The organism is Gardnerella phocaeensis, from assembly GCF_048545075.1.
Taxonomy (GTDB): Bacteria; Actinomycetota; Actinomycetes; order Actinomycetales; family Bifidobacteriaceae; genus Bifidobacterium; species Bifidobacterium vaginale_J.
Map to the genome: position 1 here is coordinate 359,137 of NZ_JBKQXS010000002.1, position 21,808 is coordinate 380,944.

A 21,808-nucleotide genomic window follows, 5' to 3' on the forward strand; every position below is an offset into this window, starting at 1 on the left:
CCACCATGATCATAGTAAGAATCACGAAGCTCAAACTGAATCACAAACTTCTTATCCTTACCATGCGTCCAAACATCACCATTCTGGCAACGCTGACGCCACCAGCCGCCACCTATATTCTCCTCTTGCGCAACAGGAGCACCAAGACGACCAGGACCGCCATGAGCATAATATGAATCGCGAAGCTCGTACTGGAGCACAAACTTCTCGCCTCCATTAGTCCATGTTTCACGACGACCAGAACTCTTTACAGTCCAGCTACCATAGTTTCGCGTTTCTCCAGAAGGATTAACATTAGTAATAACGTTACCAAACTCAGATACACCGTTAATTTCGCCGCCATCAGCCATGCCGAATGCGTTCAAATCAACGCGACCATCAATTCCGTCAACGCTGCCGTCGGAAGTGTACTGCCATCCGCGCAACGCTGTAGAAATAGGGAATCCTACGCGAGAACCGTAGCTAGCAACCCAGCTTGTACGTTCGTGAATATACTGAGAATTTAATGGTCCTCTCAAATAATTTGCATAAGAGTAAACGCCGAGCTTATTGTAGCCTGCAGAAACTAACTGATTCCACCATGAAGCAACAATATCCTGGTAAACGTATGGGGATGTTGGTGGTTTATGACCACTCCAGCTCCACCTTTCCAAATCGTAATAAACAGGATACGTTAGATCTTGAGGGCTTACTCCAGCACCCCTTAAAAGATTTACAATGTCTGCACCTTCAGCAGCACCATCTTCAGCTTTTTCAGCATAAGAATACATGTAAATGCCAAATGGAATACCAAGACGCTTGCATTCGCTAATATTGCGCAAAGCTTGCTTGTCATAGCCATTATCCCAGCCATAGCTAATACGAATAATCGCACCATCTACTCCAGAAGCTTTTACAGCATCCCAATCAATTTCTTTTTGATGCTCAGAAACATCAATAACCGCCTTAGCGTTATTGACAAACACATCATCATTTCCATCGATAAAAGCCGAAGTACCATCGCCATCGCTCCAGTGTGCACCATACTCATTATCGACAAACGAGCTCTGATACACAGTGCCAGAATGCGATTGAATAATAGGCATAATGACATTTTTGGTATGCACATTAGAATGCACATTTGCATGCACATTAGTACGCATATGTTCAACCGATGAAGATTTTTGCGGCGCAACGACATTCATAGTGAAAGCAGTAGCAGCCGACACTAATCCAACTAATACACGTACGATAATCTGTCCCACGAGTCCTCCAGACATGTTTTTTACGTGTTTCTTCGCTACTACCATAGCAATAGCACCCTAATAACAAGCATAAATTCAATGAAAATGTGAAAATAATATGTAAAATATGCGATTTTTATAAAAAATTGAAATAAAAGAAATGCAAAAAACAAATTGCAATAAAGAAATTACAAAAAACAAAGCAAAAACAAATTACAACGCACAAAGCAAAAATAAAAAATGGAGCGGACGACGGGAATCGGACCCGCGTAATCAGTTTGGAAGACTGAGACTCTACCATTGAGCTACGTCCGCAATTACGCACTATATTCGCACGAAATATTCACGCACAAATATCGACTCGTTCAAGTATACAGATGCTTGTGACATTGACACAAGAGCGCCAAACATATTTTTCTTTTAATTCAATTCTTCTATAAGACTTCAAGCATTACAACAGATGATGCGAAAGCTGAATTATCGTCTAATAATCCGTCATGGCTGAGCGAAATATGCCAACGGATATTAGCTACGCGATAGCTATTAGCTATATGCTCGCTACTATCCACGCACTCGCTGTGCGCACTTAAAAGCGATTTTACAAGTTGCGAATGCACATCTGCGCTGAGAATAACTCGTGGGCAACCATGGGAATCGTTAAGAATCTCAATACTCGCCCACGGCATGTTATCTAAAGTATACGGGTAAGAGATATTTGCTGTAGACAACGCCTCAGACCACGCTTTAATCACAGCTTCTTTACCAGCCCAACGTGCTGCAATATGTAAAGCTTTTTCATCATTCTTAGCTTGCGCACGAAGATCACATTGCCGAAGCTCTCGCACAGAAAACAGAGCACGCCAACCGTTGCCATCCTGCATCTGCTCAGCAAACTGCGCAACGTTTACTAAGTCGTGCCCTATTCCTGCAATCATATACACCTACTTTATACGCGCCTGTAAAGTTTCTGCCGTTTTTTGGCGCGGAAACGACCTTTATTTTACACAACTGTAAAGTTTCTGCCGTATTAAGGCGATAAAACGACCTTTATTTTACACGCGCGTAAAATTTAGGTCGGATTTAAGATAAAATCCGACCTTTTCTTTACATTTGCGACTACTTATACCTAGCAGTAGTATCCGTTCGCGTTAAGGCGAGCTTCAGGATTAAGCAGCATCGCCTTTTCCGCTTCGTGACCGTCGTAGCGAGTGCCATCCGGAAGGCGCGTGCCATCCTTCAGCAAGTGACGATTCTCAACAGGCTCGAACAAAGCAGATCGACCCATCATGCCTTCCTCAAATCGCCTCTGGCCTGCAGCCAAACGCGCATTTGCCTTGTTACGCCAATTCTTAAGAGCATCAGAACCGGCGCTAGCAGCAACAGCAGCTTCAAAAGCACCAGGATGAACCAATGCCACAAATCCGCTAACGTGACCGAAACCGAGCGAAGTTGCAAGAGCAGCCTTCACTGCACAAGAGCCTGCACCATCGCCAATGCGCATCGGCTCACGCAACCAAACCATGTGGTCGTCGCGCGCAAGCTTAGGATCCACGCAGTCAAGCGATGCGTTTCCAGGAATTACGCCACTTCTAAACAGTTGCGTCAAACCGTTGATTTGGAAGATGCACGCGCCGCCCTTTGCGTGTCCGGTCAGCGTCTTTTGGCTGATTACGAACAGTGGATTGCCGTCCGTGCGCCCGATTGCGTGCGCAAGAGTATTGTGCAACTCGGATTCGTTTGGATCGTTTGCATTCGTAGACGTATCGTGCTTAGAAACCACAGCAATATCGTCCGGAGTAACGCCGAGAGCTGCCAAATCGCGCACGAGCTTAGACTTAGCTCCACCCATGCCTGCAGCCAAAGCACCCAAGCCCGGAGCAGGTATAGAAGTATGAATGCCGTCAGCATACGAATGAATGAACCCGACTACGCCAGCAACAGGCAAACCAAGCTTCAAAGCAATATCGCCGCGCGTAACCAAAATCGTACCGCCGCCTTGTGCTTCAAGGAAGCCTCCACGTCTGCGATCGTTTGCGCGAGAGAAGAATCGTGGATCGATGCCCTTCGCATACATTTCTTCGCTATTGGCAGTTGCGTTCATGTTGCCGAAGCCAACCACGGATTCCACACCGATATCGTCAATTGCGCCAGTTACTACGAAGTCAGCTTTGCCAAGAGCAATCTTATCGACGCCTTCCTCGAGCGAAACCGCTGCAGTTGCGCATGCAGACACCGGCTGAACCATATTTCCATAGCCGCCGATATAGGTTTGCATTACGTGAGCTGCAACAACGTTTGGTAGCGCTTCTTGCAGTACGTCCGTAGGAATTTCGTGGTTAAGGAAGCGATCCAAGTACAGTTTTCGCATTGAGCTCATGCCACCGAAACCGGTTCCTTGCGTGGAAGCAACCATTGACGGATGCACAGATTGCAAAATCTCCGAAGGTGTGAAACCGGCGGAAATGTAAGCATCCACTGTTGTGACGATATTCCACAACGCAATCGTGTCAACGCTTCCAACCATCGAAGCTGGAATGCCCCACTTTAGCGGATCGAAGCCCTTAGGGAATTGTCCACCGACAGTTCTGGTCATTGCAGCCCTACGCGGCACGCGAATCATAGAACCTGCCTTGCGCGTAACAGTCCATTCGCCTGATTCTGCATCGCGAGCAATCTCAGTATGCGATTCGTCAAGTGCCACGTATTCGCGCGCAATTGTTTCTGTTGGAACGCTGAAACTCACATCGTGATCGAGGAAGATTTCTGCTTCTTCTTCGTTTGCTCCATCCTTGTAGTCGCCGCCCATGCCGGTTTCGAATGGTCGAATACCGGAACGTGCCACTACTTCATCGCGATATTTCTCTGCAATATCTTCTTCTGGAACAAGCGTGCCTTCAGCATCGTACCAGCCTGGCTTTGGAGAGTCTTGCCAAGTAAGCAAGCCCATATTCCAAGCCAATTCCAGTACTGCTCCTGCAGAAAGCTCCACGGATCCGTCTTCGCGAATTCCAAGTTCTGCTTCGAAACGAGTACGCCCGGAACCCCATGGCCCAAGCTCGCCAACGGAGACGATTACAATTTCGTCTTCTGGACGCGCTGTCACATTCTTCCAATCAGCCAAGTTGACTCGTGGCTGAGTTGGAACGTAAGGCGTTGGGAGTGCTTTGTTGGTTGATTTAGCAGTTGATTTAGCGGTTGATTTAGCAGCAGACTCGCCAGATTCTGCAGCTTCCGCAGCTTCTTCTGCTTCTTCCGCACGCTTTTGATCTTCCAACGCTTCTGCACGAAGAGCATTCAAATCAAGAGGCTCCTTGCCTAATCCGCCCGTAAAATCAACATCCAAAGGTGCAATTGCTGCCTGTTCGCGCGCCTCGCGAGTGCACAAATCAAGCAAACGATCTGCCATTTCTTGCGTAGAGTAGGTAGTTAATCCGTGACGCTCAACTACAGCCACAAGCGGATCATTTCCGCCCATTAAGCCAGTTCCACGCACCCATCCAATCTTAGGATGCGCGAAAGTCACGCGATCCGACCACACACTTTCCGCATGCGCACGGTTCACAATCGCATCGAAAGCGCTCTTGACTTCGCCATAGGCACCGTCGCCGCCGAACATACCGCGATTTGGAGATCCAGGTAACACAACGTGCATACGATGTTGCACATCCGTATCTGCTCCAATTTGCGCAAATCCAGCGATTGCACGCTCCACTCCCCACAGCATTAAGCGAGATTGCGATTCAAAAAGCGAACCAGAATCAGCCAAAGTACCGTGAACTGGAGGCGCTGCAAACGGGAAGAACATACTCGGCTCGTACGCAGGCTTCAAAATCGTAGTTGTTGCGCCGCTAACTTTCTTCGAAACTGTGCCAACCCACTTTACAAGCGCGTCGACATCGCGGTAGCTAGACAAGTTTGCTGGAACAAGCCACAACTTTGCGCCCATTTGAGCGTTTTCGCGATACGCTTTCTTTGCCCAAGACTTAACGCTCGGCTTGAAACTGTGCGAAGTTGCAATAACCGTAGCTCCACCCTTAAGCAAGCCCGTTACTACGCGAGCAGCAATCGAGTTAGGAGCAACGCCTGTAACTACTGCAACTTCTCCTGCAAAACGAGTTGCTTGAGCAGTATCAGCGTTGTTTTGCGCAAGTTTAGTGCGAGAATCGCGAGCAATACTATTAAATATTGTTGCAAGATTGTTTAATTCGCGAGATTTAGAAAGACTTGCAAACCACTCAGCTTCCGAAGCTACTGCTTCCCCGGCACCGAGGAAACTACCAAAATCATTTAAGATTTCAGAAACTTCATTTACCTGAATATCAACATTCTTTCCGGCATACTTGTAGTACAAGCGAGCAACGTCTTCGCGAGCAGAAGCCCAGCGGTCGTCGAAAAGAATCGCCTTTCGCTCATCAAATCGAGGAGCCACTTGCTTTGGCCAATCCGCACCTAATTCTGCTTCAACAGCAGCTACAACAGCAGCATTTTCGTCACTTTCAGTTTCTGCTTTAGGAGCTTCAACACCAAGCTTTGCTAACACAAACTTAGCTGTTGCAGCAAGTACGCCGTCTGCGCCAACAACTTGCTGCGCAAAAGCGTCAAGAGCTGCAGAATCAACAACAGCACCACCGGCTGCGCCAGCAGCGCCAGGCTGAGAAACGCTAACGCCGTGAGCTTGTGCAACTTGCTGTATAGCCGAGTCGATTAAAGCGTCGGCTGCAGCAGTATTCTTTGCAGGATCAGTTGAAAGTTGCGCAAGATTTTCACCGCGCACGCTAGCACCTTCACGCGTTTGCAAAACCAGAGCCGCAAGCACGTGCGCACGCCAGCCTTCGCCAAGCTGCCAGACTTCCGAAATACGCTTGTCGATTTGCGCTGGCTTCACACCTGCAGCACCGAAAAGCGCACGCAAACGTTCGCGCACAATATCGGAAAGCACTGCACCAAAAGCCTTGTAGCGAGGAGCAACCGAATCCACAAGCTTTCGCAACGCACTCATTGGAGCTTCTGCAGCACCGTCCACGCTAGCCACGCCAAGCTCGGAACTAATATCCATAAGAAGCTGGTTTCTGCGCGAAGATACGCCGTTTGTGAGCGTATCAGTTGTATCAGTGTCGCCGATTTGGTCAAGACGGATTTTTGCACTATACGCAATAAGCATTGAGATTGCGTCAGATGCTTTGAATGGCAAGTCTGCTACAGGTCCGCTTGCTGCTGCATTAGCTGCAGGAGCAGAAGCCGCAGGAGCAGCAGAGGCAACATTTGCGGCAGGAGCTGCAGGAGCAGCAGTCACATCAGCAGTGCTACTTGCTTCTTGACTATCTTCCTCAGTAAACACTTCAGGCACAAGCGAATCCGTGTCAGTCATATAAACGCGGCCTTCATCACGACCAACGTTGTAAACAGTCACTTTTTCGCCACTAAACTCCGGCAAAGCAAGAGTTTTAGCACCAAGATTTGCCAAAGTTGGCGCGTTTCCTAAACCAACTTCAACATACTCTTCAACGCCAAGACCACCGCGAGCGCGATCGGCAAACATAAGAGCCTGCGTTTCAATCCAGCGAACTGGAGAAGCAAATTGCCATGAAAGCAATTCGGTAAGCAACAAACGACCGAGCTTTTGCTCATCAGCAGCGTAAGACTGCCATGTAGTTTCATCTTCCAAAGCTGCTTCAATGCGCTCAGATGGCACAACATCCAAAATCTTTTGCGCAAATTCTCGCGTAAGCTCAAACGGGCAAGCCACAAGGTTTGGAATATAGCGGTCCACAAGCACAGAGTAGTCAATATACTTTGGCAGAAGCGAATCGAGCTTGTCGCGGAATTCCGGCACGCCCTTTCGAAGAATTCGAGAGTGGAACGGCACGTCAATTCCTGGAACAAACATGAATGGAGGCTTGCCACCATACTCCTTAGCGCGCTTAGAAGCGTCTGCAGCCAATGCCTTCAAGCCCTTAATAGTTCCAGCAATTGCGTACTGCTGACCTGCCAAGTTGTAGTTTACAATTTGCAAGAATTCGCCAGTAGCCTTGGAAATACCATCAACGTAAGCGTTTACGCCTTCGTCTGATACTCCAAACTGGTTTGGTCGAAGAGCACCCATGCGGTAGTTCGAGCGACCTTGTGCATCGCGCTCAATCAAGTGATGCATTGTAGATCCGCGGTGGAACACCAATTCAAGCACAGTTTCGAGCGGAATAATTTGCGCGAAGGAGCTCAAAGCATTGTACTCACCAAGCGAGTGTCCTGCAAAGTAAGCAGGCCAAATATCGCATCCTGCTTCACGCAAACGCGCGGTTTGTGCAAAGGCAACTGTTGCGAGCGCAACTTGCGTAAATTGCGTTAAGTTAAGCAATCCTTCAGGATGGTGATAAGTTACGCCGTGAGCAGTAAGTTCCTTCGGATTATCGCGCACGACTGCGAGGATTGAGAATCCAAGCTTTTCGCGAGTAAGCTTGTCTGCTCGCTCCCAAGTATCGCGCACTGCAGGCGACTTTGCACGCTCATCCAGCGACATTCCTTGCTTTTGAATACCCTGACCTGGGTATACGAATGCTGCGCGTGGAGCGCGAGTAAGCGCGCTTGCTTTAGACACGATTTGCCCATCAACTCTGCACGTAACTTCCAAAGCAAGTCCGCCGCGACGAACTTTTCCAACGCGTTCAACTGTGATTTCTACTTCGTCGTCAAGCTGAACCATGCCGTACATGTTGTATGACCAGCCAATGAGCTCGTAGCGAGCACCTTTTTCATCAACTGCTTGAGCAACATGTTGAGCTGTTGCGGAAAGCCACATACCGTGTACAAGAGGCGCAGAAAGCCCGGAAATTGCAGCACCTCGCTTAGAAGTGTGGATTGGGTTGAAATCTCCAGAAGTACGCGCGAAAGCGGTCATATCGTGAGGAGCGCGAACTACTACTCTGCGCAAAGCTCTGCGAGGCGTATCTTCAATTTCGTATCCGTGCAATCCTGCAGCTTCGCCATATTGCGCAGCTGGAGCAGGAAGCGCATTGCTGAAGCTTCGTCCACGAATAGCAAAACGCTCGGTTTCGTGTGCAAGTCGCGTGCCGTCAGCCGCAGTATGCACTACGTGAATAGTTACCACGCGTCCGGAAGCGGATTCTGCATACGGCTCAGCCCAGCCTAGTAAATTAATTCGCTTATCAACATACTTGCGGAAATCTTCGGCATCGACGTCAAGCTCTACTAAATGGTCTAGGTGAACAGCGTTAAGCAGACCCTCAATAATCGGGTAGCCATCAACCATTACGGAACCCAAAGCCGAGTAAATAGTTGGCCAAGCAGGACCTACTAACGCGTCTGGCACAATGCGAGAAGCAAGCAATCCATCTGGAAGTCTTCCAGCAGTAGCAGACTCGTGATCAATTCCAAGATTTCTCGAGAAAGTATAGGAAGAATGAACCAATCCAAATGGGAAATCTCTATATCCCTCTTCCAGCAAATCTTCCGGCAATTTCGCCAAACTGCCATCTTCTTTTACTGTTTCAACCTTAGGCATAGCGTCAAGCACATCGCCAGTAATCGCAGTATTTCCAATACCTGCGGTTGCTGCAAGCATTTCGTACACGTGCTTTGGCAAGCGCTCGCGGTCTACTACTGGTATGCTTCCAGCTTGACTTGCGTCAACAGTTAGCGGAATTACAATATCTCGTACTGCATGCTTGCGTTTTGGCGAGTTTGCAGCGTTTTTTGTAGAGTGTTTAGCAGCATTCTGTGCTTCCTGATTTTCTTGATTATCCCAGAATGTATCTAACTTAATATCTAAATCAAGCGAAATTACGTCATTATTAGTAGAAGTTACTGTAATTACGTAATTTTCGTCTCCTAAAGACGTTCCGTAAGCAGGGTTTGCAGTTACATGACCAACCCAAGAAATATTCGGGCATGCACGCACGTAAGCTTCAACGTTTTTAGCATCAGCAATCTGACTAAAAGCAGATTTTGAAGACTTGCTTGCAGCGTTTTCCTTATTTTCTGCTTCTACTCCAGTTTCCGCTCCAGATTCTGCACGATTGAGCATAGCTGCTTCAAAACGTCCTAGAATATCCGCAATCGGCTCATCCATAGTCGTAATTCCAGCCACGGAAATCGGTCCTGGAATTACGCGCACAGCGTCTGCCGAGTAGCGCGAATCTTCTGACTGCCAAAGCTGATCTTGACCCCACCAACGCAACAAATCGTTGTCAATAACTGGCACGAATGGCATTGGCTTCGGGTATTCGCGCACTAAAGTTGGGAACCATGCGGCATCCATTGGCACAACGTTCATCTCGCGAGCTTGAGGCAACGCATCAATCAGCGTATATAAAGCAGCTTGAGGGTGCTTAGAAACTTCTTCAATAGAAGGCAGAATAGAAGTAAATTCGCCTGAATCTTGATTAATTAAACGCGCTTCAATACGCTGCAACAAATGCATGTAGCGATCTGCGTAAGTCGGATCCACCCAAGGGTATGCCAAATCTAGGAAACGTTGAGCAAATTGCAAGTAAGTCATGCTTTCTACGTCACCAAAATATGGCTTTGCAGTAGAGTTAAGTGCTTCGATTACTTCATCGCGACGTGATTCAAGCTCTTCAGGATGTTTCATCATATGAACGAGCAATCTACCGCAGCGAGCAGAAGCGTTTTCTAACTCGTAAATATCTGCATGCAAATGGCTTAAACCACTCGTCACACCACCAATAACTTTGCCAGAAGGCACCCAACGCTCACCCATTGGCGCGAACGGATCCTCATCAAAACCTTCAATGCTAGAAGATTTCGGCATCGCAATACCCGGAGTTTCCACAAGCATACGCTTTACTTCAGGGCTTGTATGCGCTTCTTTTGCTGTCATTGCAGCTGTGCCAATCATTACAGCATCAACTGGCATATTTGGCAAACCGTATTCATTCGCCCATTCGCCAGAAATGTAGTCTGCAGCACGCTCAGGAGTGCCAATACCGCCGCCTGCAACAAGCACCAAATTTTCGCACTCGCGCACTTGCGCGTAAGTTGTCATAAGCAAATCGTCAAGAGATTCCCACGAATGGTGACCGCCTGCAGCACCGCCCTCAACCTGCACAATAATCGTGGCTGGAGCAACAGCCTTAGCAATTCGCACAACTTGACGAATTTGGTCAACTGTTCCTGGCTTAAACGTTACGTAAGGGAATCCATCAGCTTGCAAAGATGCTACTAATTCCTTAGCTTCGTCAAGTTCTGGAATGCCTGCAGAAATAACCACGCCATCAATAGGAGCTCCCGACTGCCTCTTTTTTGGCACGATTCGCTTCGAACCAAATTGCAAATTCCACAGGTAACGATCCATAAACATGGCGTTAAATTCAATAGTTGCGCCTTCGCGAAGCTGATTTTCAAGAGACTTCATATGACGATCGAAAACTTCTGCAGTTACTTGACCGCCTCCAGCAAGCTCAGCCCAGTAACCAGCATTTGCTGCTGCAGCAACGATTTCCGGCTCTACTGTCGTTGGTGTCATTCCTGCAAGAAGCACAGGAGCTTTGCCTGTAAGCTTGCTAAATTTAGTAAGTACTTTGCGTCCTGCAGGCGTGTTGATGACTCTAGGCGCAAAATCAGCCCAGCAGCCCGTACGCTCTGGCTCAGAAGCAGAGTCAGCTGTTGAAAGCTCTGCACGCGAGCGCAATGTAGCAGCCTCTACTATTCCAGCGCCTGTTCCTTGCACAAGCACTCCAGTAAGCTTTCCGAGCACTTCGCTAGGACCCATGTCTAAAATCCAAAGCGAGCGCGCGTCGTTCTGCTCCAAAACTTCGCCAATTTGCGCAGCCCAATCAACAGGAGTTACAAGCACTGCATCAGCCAATTCGCGAGCAACTGTAGTGTTCAAGCCGGCCTCATTTGCCCACTCTACTACCTGCTCAACTGCAGATTGAAGCATTGGAGAATGGAATGGCACTGTAACATCCAAATATTCAGCAACTGGCGCAAATACAGCTCCACCGCGAACTTTCATTTCGCGCAATTTTTTCGAACGCTTTGTTTCTTTTTGCGCTTCGTTTGCAACAGCTTCCATATCTTCCGGGTATCCTGCAATAACCACGTGATTGTAAGCGTTTTTAACAGCAATTGACACTTCACCGCGCGTGCGCTCTACGCGTGAAATTAACGCTTCTGCCTGCTTTTTAGTAACTCCTTTAAGTGACAGCATTGGCGTGTGCTCGCCGTCACCAGTAATTTCAAGCATGCGAGATTCGCGATCTCCTGCAGCTCCAATTAAGTAGGCAATTGCAAGTAATTCTTCGATTTGAGCGCGAGCCTTCTGCCAAGACTTTGCTTTTATGCGAGCTTTTACCATTTCTGCTGCGATTACGCCTTGAGAATGACCCAAAACTGCGCACGGCTTGTTTACTTCAAAGTTGTATCCAAGATTTGTTAAGTCGCGCACTGCACCGAACTGTGCAAGCGTAATTCCAGGCACGCTAAGAAGCGCGTTTGCAGCGTTAATATGCTTATTTTCTAGCGCATCAAACACGTTTATGTCGCCGCCTGCATTTGCTAAAAGCTCAGAATAAATTGGCGACAGCAAAGCTTTTGCGCCTGCTTCATACTCGTGAAGTTCCGCGTTTAATTCTTCGTCTGAACTAAGCTCGCGCAAAGAGTCAACCCACGGAGTTGACTGACCTGCAAACACGAGTGCATGCGGATTATTAGCGAGTTGGTCGAAAAAGTATGTTGTCATGATGTTTCCTTCTCGTCGATTTGTATAAGTTTTATAAATTCTGTAAGTTTTGTAAGGTTTATAAGTTTTGTAAGTTCTATAGTTTTTAGTTATATGTACTTATCATCCCTATAGTTTTTAGTTATACGTTTGATAATTCCTATAATTTTTATAAATCTGCTTACATTGGCTGATTTCCGTGATGCTTTCCAGTTCTGAAAACCCGCTTTTTACTGCGCAAAAGCTTCAATGAGCCGGCAATCATATCGCGAGTCTGCTCCGGGTCAATCATTGCGTCAATCTGACCAGTTTCCAACGAAAGATTTGCATTAACAGTAGTCGCCTCATACTCGTCAACCAGCTGCTTTCTAAGAGCAGCAACGTCTTGCCCACGCTCTTTAGCTTTTTGCAAATCCTTGCGGTGAATAATATTCACAGCGCCTTGCGCACCCAAAACCGCAATCTGGCTGGTTGGCCACGCGTAATTTACGTCCGCACCCATCGACTTGGAACCCATAACGATATAAGCTCCACCGAAAGCCTTGCGCAAAATAACTGTAACAAGCGGAACTTGCGCATTCGCGTACGCATAAATCACTTTTGCACCTCTGCGAATAATTCCTGCGTGCTCTTGATCCGAACCAGGCTTGTAGCCAGGAGTATCAACCAAAGTCACCACAGGCAAATTAAACGCATCGCACAATCGCACAAATCGCGCAACTTTTTCAGAAGAATTTACATCCAAAATACCAGCGTTCACCTTCGGTTGATTTGCTACGATTCCAACAGGATGACCCTCAATGCAAGCGAAACCAACCACTGCAGAAGCAGCATACAATTCTTGCACTTGCACGAACTCACCGTAGTCAACTATTCTGCGAATCACGTCGAGCACATCGTAAGGCTGACGGTCGTTATCCGGCACAATACTTGCCAACTCGCGCGCAGTTTCGCGATCCGCGCGCGTTGCAGCGTATGCAAAAGTTGGAGGCTCTGCCTCGCAGCTAGATGGCAAATAAGCCAAAACTGTGCGCGCGTAGTCAATTGCATCCGCTTCATCTTCACCCAAATAGTGAGCGACACCGGAAGTTGCGTTATGCACAAGACCGCCGCCCAAATCGTCCATGCTAATAGCCTCGCCGGTTGCAGCTTTAACAACATCCGGGCCAGTTACGAACATATTTGAGTGCTCGCGAGTCATAATAATCAAATCCGTCAATGCAGGGCAATAAACTGCACCACCAGCGCAAGGACCCAAAATAATTGAGATTTGCGGAATCAAGCCGCTCGCTTCGCAAGTTTTTTTGAAGATGCGACCGTATTGCATAAGCGCGCTCACGCCTTCCTGAATGCGAGCGCCGCCGGAATCAATTACAGCAACAACTGGCACGCGAAGTTCAACAGCCATATCTAAAAGATGGCAGATTTTCTCGCCTTCAGCTTTGCCTAAAGTTCCGCCGCGCACAGAAAAGTCTTGTGCGTACACAGCAACTTTGCGTCCGTAAACTTCGCCAAAACCGGTGATTACAGCGCATCCGGCAACATCGTTATTTATGTCACCGCCGTTAAAGCGTCCGATTTCCACGAATGAGCCTGTGTCAAAAAGCAGGTCGAGACGCTCGCGAGCAGTGCTTTTGCCTTTTGCGTGCTGACGTTCTAAAGCTTTTTGTTCTGCGTCACGAGCAAGTTGTGCTGCGTGCTGAACTGCAGCTTTTCCGCGACGAGGCTGCAAGTTTGTTTCGTCAGAATTATTCACACTTTTCTCCGAAATTTCAGACTTTTCTTTTACTAAAGTGCTCATTTCTGCTCTCCTTCCGGCTTTTCGGAAGACTTCTCGGAAGACTTTTCGGAAGACTTTTCGGAAGACTTCTCACCTTCAGACGAATCTCCCTTATTTGAACCAGAAATGTCAATCGTCACAAGCTTTGCACCCGATTCCACGCCGTCACCAGGCCCCACAAAAATTCCAGTAACAGTACCAGCTGCAGGAGCGTAAACGTAATTTTCCATTTTCATAGACTCAAGCACCACAAGCAAATCACCCTTGGCAACCTGCTGGCCTTCAGCAACATTCACGCGCGTAATAACAGCTTGCATAGGCGCTGCGATTACGCCAGGAATCTGCTTTTGTTCTTCAGATTTGTGAGTACTGCCGCGAAGCGAACGTCCACGAAGCGGCTGCGAAGCTCTAGAAACGCTACGAACGCGCGCAGAACCAGTCAAATTGTCAACAATATCTTGCGGAATCGTAAGCTTTACGCGCTTATTATCAACCTCAATAATGAAGGATTCCATTGCAGGCTGCTTATTTTCGGACTCATCAGCAGACTTTCCAGAAACAAGCGAAGCCGGCTGCCCACCCAAGGAAGCTGCAGGAACGCGGTTCAAATACTTGCGTTCCATCCACTTAGTAGACACGTCAAAACTGTGATTTTCCGCAGTAAACTCAGGGTCGTTAAAAATCTGCTCAAAAAGTTTCGCTGGAGTTGGCACGCCCTCAATGCAAAGTTCCTTCAAAGCGCGACGCACGCGAGCAACAGCAGTTTCGCGACTTTGCGCAGTAATAATAAGCTTGCCCATCATCGAATCGAATTTTGGCGAAATATTATCGCCAACTTCAACACCAAAATCGACTCGAATACCAGGGCCGGAAGGCCACTTAATCTTCGTCAAAGTGCCGGAACTTGGAGTCAAATTCGTAGCAGGATCTTCCGAAGTAATGCGAAGCTCGAAGCTGTGTCCGCGAGGCTCTGGATCCTTAATCAACTCGCCGCCGTCAGCAATATTGAGCTGTTCTCGCACTAAATCAAGTCCGCTAACTTCCTCACTAACCGTGTGCTCAACTTGCAATCGCGGATTAACTTCCAAGAAGTAGACTTTATGCTGAGAAGTCACCATATATTCGCACGTGCCAAGACCAACGTAGTCAACAGCTTCAAATAGGTTACGAGAATATCGGTAAAGCTGATCTTTTTCATCGTCAGTCAAGAACGGTGCAGGAGCTTCCTCAACCAGCTTTTGGTTTCGGCGCTGCACCGAGCAATCGCGCGTGGAATATACGGTGAAATTTCCGTGAGCGTCGCGGCCACACTGCGTTTCAACGTGGCGAGCTTTGTCAATAAAACGCTCAATAAAATATTCGTCTAAGTCGCCGCCCTGAAGAGCGTCATGATTCATGTAAAAACCGCGCAACTCGTCGTCGTTACGAACGACTGTAATGCCGCGTCCGCCGCCGCCATCCGTGCGCTTCATCATCACAGGATAGCCGTGCGTTTGCGCAAAAGTTAAAAGTTCTCGAATATCTTTTACAGGCTCCGAAATGCCTGGAACTGGCGGCACTTTCGCGCGAACTGCCACGCGACGAGCCGTAATTTTATCTCCCAAATCAATAAGAGCTTCCGGGCGCGGACCAATCCAAATAACCCCAGCATCGTTAACTTTTTTCGCAAAAGATGCAACTTCCGAAAGGAAACCGTAACCCGGGTGCACAGCATCCGTGCCGCTTCTTTTAATAATGTCAAGAATCGCATCTTCGTTTAAATAAGTATCGCGATACGTGTCTCCGGAAAGTGCGTACGCTTCGTCTGCCATTTCTACAAACTGCGCATTGCGATCAGTCGGTGCGTAAATAGCAACGGTAGAAATGCCCATTTCGTGAGCCGTGCGAATAACTCGCAAGGCGATTTCACCGCGGTTTGCGATGAGAATTTTTTTGATATTCGTAACCATACGTTACAAGATATTAGAAAAGTTGCGTTTACGGATGAGTCGACATACACAAAAGCTAGAGCAAAATTTTGTACACTTCTCCAATGCACATGATTTTTTAGGCACGTAATGTGATTAGCGAAACGGAAAACAACCGGCAAAACCGTTTAATTGACAACCTATTAGCTGCAAACGGCAAACCGGAAATAACCAAAAGAAGGTTTTCATGACTAACATAAATCAAAATAATGCAGCAACAGCATCAGCAAATTTAAACGTTGCAAATAAGTTGAAAGTAGCTGCAGCATGGCTTGCAAAGCCAGCACTTCTCACTGTGCTTTTGGCTCTTTCTACTATGGCAGGCGCAATTTATCTTCCTATTACTCCTGTGCCTATTACGTTGCAAACTCTTGTTTTGTGCATTATTGGTTTAACTTTGAGCTGGCGCGAAGGCGTAGCTTCTGTAGTTATGTATCTTGCTGTTGGCGCAGCAGGTTTGCCTGTGTTTGCTGGCTTTAAGGGCGGCTGGGCTGTTTTCGTCGGCCCTACTGCAGGATTCTTAGCCGGTTTCATTTTTGGCGTTGCTGCAACCGCTGCTTTGAAGCGCGTATTTGACGTAGCTCTTGACGCAATGATGCCAGAAAACTCCTTCAAGAAGACTTTCGCACGCTTCTGCACTTACTCTGTAGCTTCTATAATCGGCACGATTGTGATTTACGCATTCGGCATTTTCGGTCAAAGCTACTTAACTGGCATGCCACTTTCAACTGCTGCTGCAACCTTGATTATCTTCATGATTGGCGATTTGATTAAGGCTTTTGTTGCGAGCGCAGCTTGCTCCGGCTTGTACAACGCACTTAATAAAAAGCGCGCGTAACGAATAAATCTAAATGCTCTAAACGGGAACATTTGTCGGAAAATCTCCGGCAAATGTTTCCATAAAACTGCCATGCTCGCGCGCTATGCGCTCGCTTACGAAACTCGCGTTTGTGGACTTGCAGTGGGTGTATGTCCACAAATGCGCGCATGTTGTCTCGCGTTTGTGGACTTGCAGTGGGAGTATGTCCACAAATGCGCGAATGTTGTCTCGGTTTTGTGGACTTGGGTGGTGCATAAGTCCACAAATGTGCGCATAGTTCCTCGCGTTTGGAGCGTTTTTACTTAATCTCATTTTTCATACGCAACTGCGTGCACATCGCCGCTTTTTACCACGATCTCCTCGCCAGATGCCTCACGAATCGTAAGCGATGCATCTTCTCCAAGCCGCACAGCAGTTCCTGTCACCACACTTCCGTCAACTGGATGCACGTTAACTTCGCGCCCAAGAGTCCAACACACACCATTTACTTCTTGAAGCAAATCTGCAGCGTTACTTGGATAATCGCGCATAAAATCAGCAAGTCTAGAACGCAATCCAGTAACGATTTTCGCAGCAATCTCATCGCGCAATTCTTTAGCTTCCGGCAAATCAGTCATATGCATTTGCAGCGAAGTTGCCATTTTAATTGGCAATACTTCTTGCGGCACGTGCAAATTCAATCCAATTCCAAAAATTACTCCAATAACATCATCCTTGCTTGGATCAGCTACGATTTCTGTTAATATTCCGCCTTCTTTGCAATCGTGCAAAAACACGTCGTTAGGCCATTTAAGTTTTATCGCGCAAGCATCACCGTGCATTGGCGAGCTTCCGCACTCTTTAAACGTTTCTAGAAGTGCGTCACGCGCTGCAAGCCCTGCAATAATAGGCAGCCACCCATTGTGACTTGCGTCCATAACAATTGACTTCGGCAGCAAAGTTACGAATGAAACTAAAAAGCTTTCTCCCGGTCGGCTTACCCACGCGCGTCCAAGCCTGCCGCGACCTGCTGTTTGCTCGTCTGCCACAATCGCAACTATTGCTGGCTTTCCGTCATCTCGCGCGATTATTTCGCCTTTTTGTATCATTTCTCGCGCAATATTTTGCGTAGAATCTGTAATTGCGAAATATTTTACCAAATCTGCTACTTCTGAGGTCTGCGGCATCAATGCCACACTTTGCGAAGAAAAAATAGTCATATGTATAATTTACATCAGATCATATTTTTGCGCGCGTCATTGCATGTTTTGCGCGCAATAACAAACAAAGTAGCTAGGCATCAATTAAGCAGGTGTTAACACATGGAGCGCATACGTCGCAAAACGCAGTACGAAAAGCCGCGCAAATTGCGTGCTATTGCAGCACGTTTTTTAGATTACACTCTTGCTGCTTTGTTATGTTTTATACTTGCTTTTTGCACTAGCTTGGGGCCAATTTTCCGCAGTCAAAATATTAAAGTTCATTTAGGGTCAATCGCTGATTTTTCGTCAGTTAATGCTTTTATTTTCGTTGCTGCCTTCATAATATACGCACTAATATTGGCTGCGCTTATTTACTACGGTAAAAATAAAAAGTTTTTGCCTAAATATCAACCTTTTACGAAATTAATAAAGTCAATTGCGTTAAGAAAAAATAGCGAAAATAAAAAACAGTCAAAATTACAAAAATTTATTACTAAACACACTATTTTCCGCAATATTTCGCATTTTCTTTTAAAATCTGCAAAACTATTTTTTAATTGCGCTAAATGGTTTATTAACCACTCCACTCGCAACAGAAGAAACCTATTTCTTACTTTTTTCGTGGGTTGGATTTGGGTTCCAGCTACGTTACTTGCCGCATACGGAGCAGACATATGCTCGCAAATTCGCGAGTACAGTTGGACTTGGAATAAAGTTACAGGCTTAGATCAGCCTTATATCGGCTTCTTTAGCTTTGTCCCAATGGATATTTACCCAACTGCGCACTACTTGTGGCCACCTCACCCAACTTATTTAACAGATCAGCACAACATTGTTCTAACTGTTATTTATGGCGCAACAACAGCAGTCTCCAGATACTTTACCGACTCAAATGACGCTGGAATTGTACTTCTTGCTTTCATGCAATTTGCATTTGCAGCATGGTGCGTTTGCGCAACAGCACACCGCTTCTTAAACAAACCTTGGCTTAACGCAGAATCTAGCTCAACGAATTGCAACACAACAACTTTTGCAAGATTTGTTATTCTGCTTATGTTTTTGCTTAATCCGCTTGTGTTGTGCTCAACTATTGCGCTTACAAAATCTCCGCTTTTTGCGTTCGCTTTTGTTTGGTGGTTTGGCATAAATTACGAGTTAACTAATTGCTATCATGCGAACGACACTGAAAATACACCTGGCACAAAGCCGAGTGCGCAAAAGCCTAGACTTCACACTGTTTTGGAATTAATTATTTCAGTGTGCGTAATGCTTATTGCTGCAAAATACGCTTGGTATATTCTGGTTTTTCAATTCGTGCTTTTAGTTATTTTTGAGCGCAAACGCTGGCGTTTGTGGGTTTGCGGAATTTTGCTTCCAATCGTTGTGATTCACGGCTCGTTAATTATGCTTATTTCGAGCGGTGCTATTATTAGCGGCGATCCTATTGAGAGTCGTGGCATTCAGTTACAACAAATTGCACGTATAGCTAAGCTCGATCCGCATAGCATACCACGTAGCGCAAAGCGCATTATTGCACCAATTTTTAATCTGGATCAAACTGCAGAAGCATACAAACCTTATGACGCAGACCCTGTGAAATCTTCCGGATTGCAGTCTAAAAAAGTGAGTTATCGTTGGAGATACGTTACTAAAGATAATATCCGTAAATTAGATTTCGCTTGGTGGCAAATGATTACGCATAGTCCCCTCGTTGCAACTGACGCTTTTCTTGCGAAGACTTACGGATACTTTGATATTTTTGACCGCCCGTATGTTGGACCAGAATATTACATAGACACTGACAGCATACAGAAATCTGATTGGATTAAATATTGGAATCCTAAGTGGAGAGCTAAATTTGCAGAAGATATTAGCACGTTTAGCGATATTCCTGTTTTAAGTTGGCCAATTCACGGAAATACTTTCGTTATTTTTACACTACTTATTGGTGTTGCAGAAATTATTCTTCGCCGTTGGCGTACATTGTTATGGCATATTCCACTTGCCTTGCTAGTTGGAGTTATGATTCTTGCTCCAGCTAATAATTTTGATCGGCATATGCTACCGTTAGCTTTTGTTTTCTGCTTTGTAGCGCTTACTTTTTGGCGAGATACTTTTACTCAAGCGCGCTATAATAGTAAAGAATGTTAGGATCAAAGGCATAAGATGGACGAGAAGAATACACCTCAGTTTGCGCAAGATAGCAGCGCTGCTTCTTCTGTTATGTCCGAAGAGAATCATGAAGATAAACTTGAGGAAAACAACTTACTTAGTAGCGATTTTCTTTCGATACTAGCAAGCGTACAGGCAGCAGAAAATCATGCGGAAGATTCTAATATTGCCAATTCTCTTGAAAATGAACAGTTAAACAAAACGCAAGTAAACGCTGTATCAAATGATCAAGAGAGCTCTTCTAAATCAGAGCAAGAAAACGAAGAAAAGCACAAGCACCACTTGTGGCATCGTCTTTCATCAAATCAAAGTCGCTCTAGTCGTTCAAGTCAATCTTCTGAAAATAGTAGAGGCAATAATTCACCGAGTTTTACTCCATTGCCCAGCGCGCAAAAATCAACTAGCTCGGAGCCGCTTAGAATTTTCGACAATCGTGATGGTCAAGTTTTTGACGCTGCGATGCGTTTGCAATTACATTCGATTATTGCAACGTGCTTAATGAATGGTATTGCAGATGCTCGCATTGACGCTTTCATGCATTTGCTTCAATGGTCAGATTCGCCAAAAGTTATTGTTATTGCAGGAACTTTCGGCACTGCAATTAAGCCAGATGACGGGCCAAATCGCAAGCCAGCACCAGATATTCCACCTGATAACACTGACACTTTGCGCCGAAATATTTGGCCGCAGCTCGGCAGTTGCAATGCTTACGATGCGATAGTTGAGCGCGCACAAAGTAGTGCTTTGCAACGCATTACGGGAGCTTGGCAAAAAACGCAAGCACTGATATCGGCATCTACAAAAAATTCTTCTAATTTTGCAGCACCTTCTCACATTATTCTGCTTGCTGTGCGCGAAAATCCTAGCGATCAGGCTTTAGAGAAGCTGTGCAAAGTTTTTGAAAATTCTAATAAACCGATTTGTGTCAGCAGCATGGTTGAAGGAGTTGAGCAGATTTCTTCCGCTCTTACTGCTACGCTTGCCGCGATTGCTGTTGCTCCAGCAGTAAAACATTTGCAGCAAATAATTCACACGGATGATTTGCTTCCAGAGCGAGCGCTTATTGGCGATGCCACAGCTTTTGATACTCTTTACAACAAGGTTTATCAAAGCTTGGCTCCTTACAGCCACGACGATCCGACTTTGGAAACTATTGATATGTTCTTGCGCTTTGGTGGAGCTCTCGACCAAACAGCACACGAACTTAATGTGCATCCAAATACTGTGCGTTATCGTTTACGTAAAGTTGCGCAAACTACAGGATGGGATGCTACGGATCCGCGCGCCGCTTATGTGCTGCAAACAGCTATAACAATTGGCAGAATTCGCGATTCACACTAAGTCTAAATTCGCGATTCACAATAACTCTAATTTTACAAACAAAAAAAACGTGCGGCGCAAAACCAAAGGTTTCACACCACACGCTAAAGTGCAAGAAAAAGTAAGCACAAGGAATAAGAATATATTGGCTTGTGCTTACAACACTAATTTAGTGACGAATCTTGCGAAGAGCAGCGCCCATGCCGGCAAGAGCAGAAGCAACTACAGCAACCATAGCTACTGCAGCACCGGTAGGAGGAAGCTTATGAGCTGGCTTAGCTGGAGCTGGCTTAGCTGGAGCTGGAGCTGGCTTCTTATCGTTCTCATGGAAGTCGCTAGTAGTAGCTTTGTTGTACAAAGTATATGTAGCAGGCTCGCAAACTACAGTGCCCAAGGAGTTCTTGTAGCAGTGATTCCTATCAGGAACCTGGGTAGGATCAGTATAGCCCTCAGGATTAGCAGGAGCCTCATGAGTCTCTGGATACAAATTTTGTCCATTCAATGGATCTGGAGTACCGTACTCAGTAAGTACAGTATGATCTTCATCCTGAGCCATTGCTGGAGCAGCAAAAGCACAACCTGCAAGCAAAGTAGCAGCTGCAGCAAAAGCTGCAATGGTCTTCTTCTTTAACATATTAGACCTTCA

Annotated in this window: 10 protein-coding genes and 1 tRNA gene; 3 read left to right on the forward strand and 8 right to left on the reverse strand. The window is 46.4% G+C overall.

The features are described 5' to 3' along the window. The 6 genes from ACJV2T_RS04100 to ACJV2T_RS04125 all read right to left on the reverse strand — a co-directional run. Nucleotides 1–1,289, reverse strand: a 1,289-nt coding sequence (locus ACJV2T_RS04100) for a glycoside hydrolase family 25 protein (RefSeq protein WP_419399224.1), incomplete at its 3' end; no start/stop codon positions are given. Between the two features lie 175 nt (nucleotides 1,290–1,464). Next, nucleotides 1,465–1,538: transfer RNA gene (locus ACJV2T_RS04105), tRNA-Gly, on the reverse strand. 119 nt (nucleotides 1,539–1,657) lie between these two features. Beyond that, a complete protein-coding gene (locus ACJV2T_RS04110) occupies nucleotides 1,658–2,158 on the reverse strand; it encodes a holo-ACP synthase (RefSeq protein WP_419399225.1) in 501 nt (166 codons plus the stop codon). A gap of 191 nt (nucleotides 2,159–2,349) precedes the next feature. Further along, a complete protein-coding gene (locus ACJV2T_RS04115) occupies nucleotides 2,350–11,943 on the reverse strand; it encodes a fatty acid synthase subunit beta domain-containing protein (RefSeq protein ID WP_419399226.1) in 9,594 nt (3,197 codons plus the stop codon). A gap of 160 nt (nucleotides 11,944–12,103) precedes the next feature. Then, nucleotides 12,104–13,723 carry an acyl-CoA carboxylase subunit beta gene (locus ACJV2T_RS04120; RefSeq protein ID WP_419399227.1) on the reverse strand — a complete coding sequence of 540 codons (1,620 nt, stop codon included), beginning with the start codon at nucleotides 13,721–13,723 and terminating at the stop codon, nucleotides 12,104–12,106. Then, entirely contained in the window at nucleotides 13,720–15,651 is a 1,932-nt protein-coding gene (locus ACJV2T_RS04125; RefSeq protein WP_419399228.1) for an ATP-binding protein, read from the reverse strand. Before ACJV2T_RS04125 ends, ACJV2T_RS04120 begins: the two co-directional genes overlap by 4 nt. 205 nt (nucleotides 15,652–15,856) lie before the next feature. Here ACJV2T_RS04125 and ACJV2T_RS04130 point away from each other — a divergent pair, with 205 nt between their 5' ends. After that, nucleotides 15,857–16,507: a biotin transporter BioY gene (locus ACJV2T_RS04130; RefSeq protein ID WP_419399229.1), complete on the forward strand. Its 651-nt coding sequence runs from the start codon at nucleotides 15,857–15,859 to the stop codon at nucleotides 16,505–16,507. A 290-nt stretch (nucleotides 16,508–16,797) separates the two neighbouring features. On the opposite strand, the gene ACJV2T_RS04135 is transcribed toward ACJV2T_RS04130, so the two are convergent. Further along, nucleotides 16,798–17,688, reverse strand: coding sequence for a biotin--[acetyl-CoA-carboxylase] ligase (locus tag ACJV2T_RS04135; RefSeq protein WP_419399230.1), 891 nt, complete (start codon nucleotides 17,686–17,688; stop codon nucleotides 16,798–16,800). 102 nt (nucleotides 17,689–17,790) lie between these two features. On the opposite strand from ACJV2T_RS04135, the gene ACJV2T_RS04140 reads away from it, so the two are divergent. Beyond that, nucleotides 17,791–19,821 (forward strand): DUF6020 family protein, encoded by a 2,031-nt coding sequence (locus ACJV2T_RS04140; protein WP_419399231.1) that lies wholly within the window; start codon nucleotides 17,791–17,793, stop codon nucleotides 19,819–19,821. A 15-nt stretch (nucleotides 19,822–19,836) separates the two neighbouring features. After that, nucleotides 19,837–21,183, forward strand: a complete 1,347-nt coding sequence (locus ACJV2T_RS04145; RefSeq protein WP_419399232.1) for a PucR family transcriptional regulator — start codon at nucleotides 19,837–19,839, stop codon at nucleotides 21,181–21,183. Nucleotides 21,184–21,331: 148 nt separating this feature from the next. Here the strand turns inward: ACJV2T_RS04145 and ACJV2T_RS04150 are convergent, their stop codons facing one another. Continuing rightward, entirely contained in the window at nucleotides 21,332–21,796 is a 465-nt protein-coding gene (locus tag ACJV2T_RS04150) for a hypothetical protein (protein WP_419399233.1), read from the reverse strand. Nucleotides 21,797–21,808 lie beyond the last annotated feature (12 nt).